This is a genomic window from Magnetococcales bacterium (assembly GCA_015231175.1).
Classification (GTDB): domain Bacteria; phylum Pseudomonadota; class Magnetococcia; order Magnetococcales; family DC0425bin3; genus HA3dbin3.
Window position 1 is genome coordinate 1 of sequence record JADGBZ010000127.1, and the last position, 5,725, is coordinate 5,725.

Consider the following 5,725-nt stretch of genomic DNA (forward strand, 5'->3'; position numbering starts at 1 on the left):
GTACAAAAACAAAACGGGGCGCTGCCCCGAACCCCGCCAGGGCGCTGCCCTGGACAAAGCCAGGGAGCCAGACCCCTGGACCCCGAGCCCTTTCCGTGTGTTCCAAATGCGATTGCTTTGGCGATAAATCTTCCCACGTGGTGCAAGCCAGCAAAAAATGGCAGAATGGGTCGATTCGGCGAAGGCATCCACCCCGGCGGGCAACTCTGGAGAAATGACGGCGATGACATCGACACCCTTTGAGCTGCTGCAACGCGAACCGGTGACGGCCCTGAATCTGACGATCGAGTCCTATCGGCACTTGGCCACGGGGGCAAGGCACCTGCATCTGTCGGCGCCGGATCCGCATAACGCCTTTCTGGTGGCTTTTCTGACGGTTCCCCAGGACTCCACCGGGGTGGCCCATATTCTTGAGCACACCGCCCTGTGTGGCAGCGTGCGTTATCCGGTGCGGGATCCCTTTTTCATGATGTTGCGCCGTTCGCTGGCCACCTTCATGAATGCCTTCACCTCCAGCGATTGGACGGCGTATCCCTTTGCAAGCCAATCCCGCAAAGATTTTTTAAATCTTTTGAATGTCTATCTGGACGCAGCCTTTTTTCCCACACTGCAAAAACTCGATTTTGCCCAGGAGGGGTGCCGGGTCGAGCTGGCTGATCCCGAGAATCCCGGTTCGGAACTTGTGTTCAAAGGGGTGGTGTTCAACGAGATGAAAGGGGCCATGAGTTCGCCGGCCCGGGTGTTGTGGGAACAGATTGCCCGCCACCTGTTTCCCACCACCACCTATCACTTCAACAGCGGCGGCGACCCGGAGGCGATTCCCGACCTGACCTGGGAGGATCTGCGGGCGTTCCATGCCCGGCACTACCACCCCTCCAATGCCGTTTTCATGACCTATGGCGATATTCCGGCTGCGGAGCATCAGGTCATCTTTACCGATCGGGTTTTGCAAAAATTTTCCCGGCTGGATGTCAACCTGCTGGTGCCGGACGAGCGACGCCTGCCGGCGCCCATCCAGGCAGAAGAGGTGTACGCCCTGGAGAGTGACGAGGGGACGGAACGCAAGACCCATATCGTGCTGGGGTGGCTTTTGGGGCAGAGCACCGATCTGGAGACGTTGCTGGAGGCCCACATCCTGGCGGGGGTGTTGCTGGACAACAGTTCGTCACCGCTGCTTCAGGCGCTGGAAACAACCGATCTGGGGAGCGCCCCATCCCCCTCCTGCGGCCTGGACGATTCCATCCGGGAGATGGTTTTTGTCGCCGGCGTCGAGGGGTCGAACCCCGAACAAGCCGATGCGGTGGAGGCGCTGGTGCTGTCGGTTTTGCAGCGGGTGGCGACCAACGGGGTGGAACCGGAACGACTGGAAGCGGTCTTTCACCAGTTGGAGCTGTCACGGCGAGAGGTCGGCGGCGATGGCTTCCCCTATGGTCTCAAACTCATGTTGACGGCCCTCACCCCTGCCCTGCATGGCGGCGATCCGGTCGTGGCCCTGGCGATCGATCCAGTCCTGGAGCGCCTGCGGCAGAAAATCCGCGACCCGCGCTACATCAAAGATCTGGTTCGGCGCCTGTTGTTGGACAATCCCCACCGCTTGCGGCTGGTGCTGAAACCCGACTTGCAGCTTGCGCAAACCCGCAAGGCCAACGAAAGAGCAAGGCTGGCCTCCCTGAAACAGCGTCTGACCCCGGAGCAGATCCAGTCGGTGGTGGAAGAAGCTGCGGCGTTACGGGCGCGTCAGGAGAAGGAAGATGATCCGGAAGTTCTTCCCAGGGTGGGTTTGGCCGATGTCCCGGCTGATTTGCCGATCCCGGTTGGCCAGGTCGGAGAGGTCGCTCGACATGCGATCACGATCTATGATCGTCCGACCAACGGGTTGATTTACCAGCAGGTGGTGTTGGACCTGCCGCAACTCGACGAGGATCTGGTCGATATTCTTCCCCTGTATGCCTCCTGTGCCAGCGAAGTGGGATCGGGAAAGCGGGATTATCTGACCACCCAGGCCTTGCAATCCCTGGTGACGGGAGGTGTTTCCGCCCGAGCGACGTTGCATGGCGGCGTTGAGGACGTCCGCCACTGTCGGGGAAGTTTTATCGTCTCCGGCAAGGCGTTGTTCCGCAACCAGGAGGCCATGGGAACCCTGCTGCGGGAGACCCTGGAGACCCCCCGGTTCGACGAATTGACCCGGCTGCGCGAACTGATTGCCCAGATGCGTGCCAGCGCGGAGATGCGGGTTACCGACAATGGTCATGCCCTGGCCATTTCGGCAGCTTCCGGGGGTTTGAGTCCATCAGCCGCCATGGCGGACCGGTGGGGGGGACTTCGGGCCATCAAGCGGCTGAAAGCCCTGGACGAAGCGCTGAAGTCCCACGCCAACCTGGAGGCGTTTGCCGCCAGACTTGGCCGATTGCGTGATCAACTGCTGCGGGCGCCACGCCAGTTGCTGCTTGTGGGAGAAGGGGAGCGGTGCGAGGCCGTTTCCCGAAGTCTGGCCAACATTTGGTCCGGCTGCCCGGGAGGCGACGGCAACATGCCGGGGTTTTCCGTGGCTGCCGCGCCGCGCAAGGTGCGGGAGGGGTGGAGCACCTCCACGCAGGTGCAGTTTTGTGCCAAGGCCTATCCCGCCCCCTCCTATATCCATGAGGATGCCCCGGCGCTTTTGGTCCTTGGTCAATTTTTGCGCAACGGATTTTTACACAAGGCGTTGCGGGAACAAGGTGGCGCCTATGGTGGCGGCGCGGGTTACGATGCCGATTCCGGCACCTTTCGCTTCTACTCCTACCGGGATCCCCGTCTGGCCGACACCCTGGCCGATTTTGACCGCTCCATTGCCTGGCTCATGGAGACCCGCCACGCATTCCGTACCCTGGAGGAGGCCATTCTCGGGATTGTTGGCAGCATCGATCGTCCCGGTTCCCCGGCTGGTGAGGCCAAACGCGCCTTCCATGATCTCTACAATGGCCGCACCCCGGAACGCCGCCGCCTGTTTCGCAGCCGGGTGTTGGCAGTGACGGTTGCCGACCTGCAACGCGCCGCTGCCACCTGGCTGTTGCCAGACCGGGCCAATGTTGCCGTCGTCAGCAATGCCCGCACCCTGGAGGAGCAGGCCGGGCAGCTTGAGTTGGAAATTTTTGCGCTTTGATGGGATGGTTAAACCACAACCAACAGGGTTGCCGGGTTTACTCTGCCTGAAATGGCACCTTGAAAGGCGGGTGGCGTTCGATTAGAGTGGGGAGATTTCGTGCGAATCTCTAGTCTTTCCAAGCTTTTTCAATGAGCAACAGATTAGGAATTCTATGTCAAAAACGGCTTATCTTGCTGTTATTCAAATGTTTTTTCAGATTTCGGTCTAATGGTTTTTCAGGGTTGGTCCATTGAAATATCAACGACTTACAGGATTGATTAGACAACTTATCAGACAGTCAGACCTGCGGTTTTTTGGGTACGTTGGTCCGCATACTCTACGACGGTCTCACACTCATTGCAAGAAAATATTGCCAAAATCCCCAAATTGGTTTAGAACGAGGATGAGGTTTTTTGCCATGGGTGTTCTGTAGATACTTTTTTGGAAGATAATCATAATCATTCAACCGTTTGACAGAAAAAAACACATATATCGGAATGACGATTTAATTGAATTAGTAAAAGATGCCGTTCGCTTTTTCAATGGTACACCAGTTCACACCTTACCACCGCCAGAAAATTTTACAGGAACAGGCGTTTATGCGTTGTATTATACAGGAAAATGCAATTATTACGAAAGATATGCTCAGTTAAACAGATTAGCCTATAGCCATCCAATTTACGTTGGAAAGGCCGTTCCAAAAGGTTGGCGCCAAGCTAGGACATCTGATATACCATCTCAACAGTCAAATGAGCTTTATAGGCGTTTAATGGAGCATAGCAGGAATATAGAACATGGTTCTGGTATTGAAATTGATGAATTTATGTGCAGATTTGCCATTTTTGAAGCAACTGGTTCTGACATGATTGGAACTATTGAAGCTGCACTTATAAAAATAAATATGCCTCTTTGGAATACAATGCTTGACGGGTTTGGAAATCATGATCCAGGAAAAGGAAGGTATCAGCAATCAAAATCAGAGTGGGATGTTATTCACCCAGGTAGAGAGTGGGCTAATAGATGTCAGGGAGTTACCAGAAATAAGGAACAAATTCTGTCTGATATAAGAAACCACATGAACGAGGTTAGGTAGAATGGACTTTCATTCAGTAGAGCTTTTTGCTGGAGCTGGCGGCTTGGCATTGGGGATGGCAAAAGCAGGTTTCCGGCATGAATTAGTAGCAGAGTGGGAGCGTAATGCTTGCAATACTATTAGAGACAACATAAATAAAAACCACCAATTAATGCATAAATGGAATGTTTTTGAGGGAGATGTTCGTCAAATCGATTATTCAAAAGTTTCTAATAAAATTTCATTAATTTCAGGCGGGCCACCATGCCAGCCTTTTTCTTTTGGTGGGAAGCATCGTGGAAATGATGATAAACGAGATATGTTTCCTGAGGCCGTTCGAGCTGTCCGAGAACTAAAACCGAAAGCTTTCATATTTGAGAATGTAAAAGGATTGTTACGAGAATCTTTTTCATCCTACCTTTCCTACATCTTATTGCAGCTCACACATCCAGAAATAGTTCGGAAACCGAATGAAGCATGGGAAGAGCATTTGCGAAAACTTGAACTATACCACACTGGAAACGGTGAATTTGGTTTGTGTTATAGAGTTGTTCATCAGTGCCTTAATGCCGCTGATTATGGTACACCACAAAAAAGAGAAAGGGTTATTTTTGTTGGTTTTCGTTCTGACCTTGATATTTCATGGTCTTTTCCTGAACATACGCATTCCCAGGAAGCTCTATTAATGGACCAATGGATTACAGGCGAATATTGGGAACGTCATAAAATTTTGAAAGAAAAACGCCCTGAAGTTCCAAAAAACCTGATGAATATTATCAATAACATCAAGTATTCACTTTTTAAACCTGAGGGAAACGCATGGAAAACAGTAAGGGATGCGATATCAGATTTACCTGAACCAAAAAAAATGGGTGATTCATATTTTATGAATCATGAATTTAGGGGGGGAGCCCGTATATATGATGGCCACACTGGAAGTTGCTTGGACGAACCTTCAAAAGCTCTTAAAGCAGGTGTTCATGGTGTTCCAGGTGGAGAAAACATGGTGGCATATGAAAATGGCGAGGTAAGATATTTTACTGTGCGCGAAAGCGCACGTCTTCAAACATTTCCAGATGATTACATTTTCAAGGGCTCCTGGACAGAAACAATGCGGCAACTTGGGAATGCTGTTCCTGTTGATTTGGCCTACATTATAGGAAAAAGCGTCAAGAAACAGCTAGAAAAGGCTGAACAGATTTGACTTATCTGGAGTTTTGATCGACTCTATATCATATTCAATTTGTCTGCCAACCTTAGACCATGAAATAATATTTTCTTCGCGTATGTAATCGATAGCTTCCTTAGTTATTCAAAGCTCTTTTTGTAACTGTTTTTGATTCACCGATCCTTTCCTCTTTTTGAAGTTCCTCTATGGGGCGGACGGAACCCAATTGAACAGTTTTGAGTCGGTTCATATTGGGTGGCCGAAATTGGATGGGGACAGTTTACCAAACCTTTGTGACCTTGCAAACGGTAGTGTCCCAACTTGGTTTATCTGGTAGAATCCACACGAGGTTTCCATGTTG

General features: G+C 51.8%; 3 protein-coding genes. All 3 read left to right on the top strand.

Going from position 1 to position 5,725, the window contains the following annotated elements; translation table 11 throughout:
• The first annotated feature begins 223 nt into the window (after window positions 1-223).
• The 3 genes from HQL63_15535 to HQL63_15545 all read left to right on the top strand — a co-directional run bounded on the left by HQL63_15535 (window position 224) and on the right by HQL63_15545 (window position 5,400).
• A complete protein-coding gene (locus tag HQL63_15535) occupies window positions 224-3,142 on the top strand; it encodes an insulinase family protein (protein ID MBF0178238.1) in 2,919 nt (972 codons plus the stop codon).
• 436 nt (window positions 3,143-3,578) lie between these two features.
• Entirely contained in the window at window positions 3,579-4,217 is a 639-nt protein-coding gene (locus HQL63_15540; GenBank protein MBF0178239.1) for an Eco29kI family restriction endonuclease, read from the top strand.
• Between the two features lies 1 nt (window position 4,218).
• Window positions 4,219-5,400, top strand: coding sequence for a DNA cytosine methyltransferase (locus tag HQL63_15545; GenBank protein ID MBF0178240.1), 1,182 nt, complete (start codon window positions 4,219-4,221; stop codon window positions 5,398-5,400).
• Window positions 5,401-5,725: the final 325 nt, after the last annotated feature.

Bases quoted from the DNA above. Each gene is read 5' to 3' on its own strand.
- HQL63_15535 (MBF0178238.1), top strand. From the start codon at position 224: ATGACATCGACACCCTTTGAGCTGCTGCAACGCGAACCGGTGACGGCC.
- HQL63_15545 (MBF0178240.1), top strand. From the start codon at position 4,219: ATGGACTTTCATTCAGTAGAGCTTTTTGCTGGAGCTGGCGGCTTGGCA.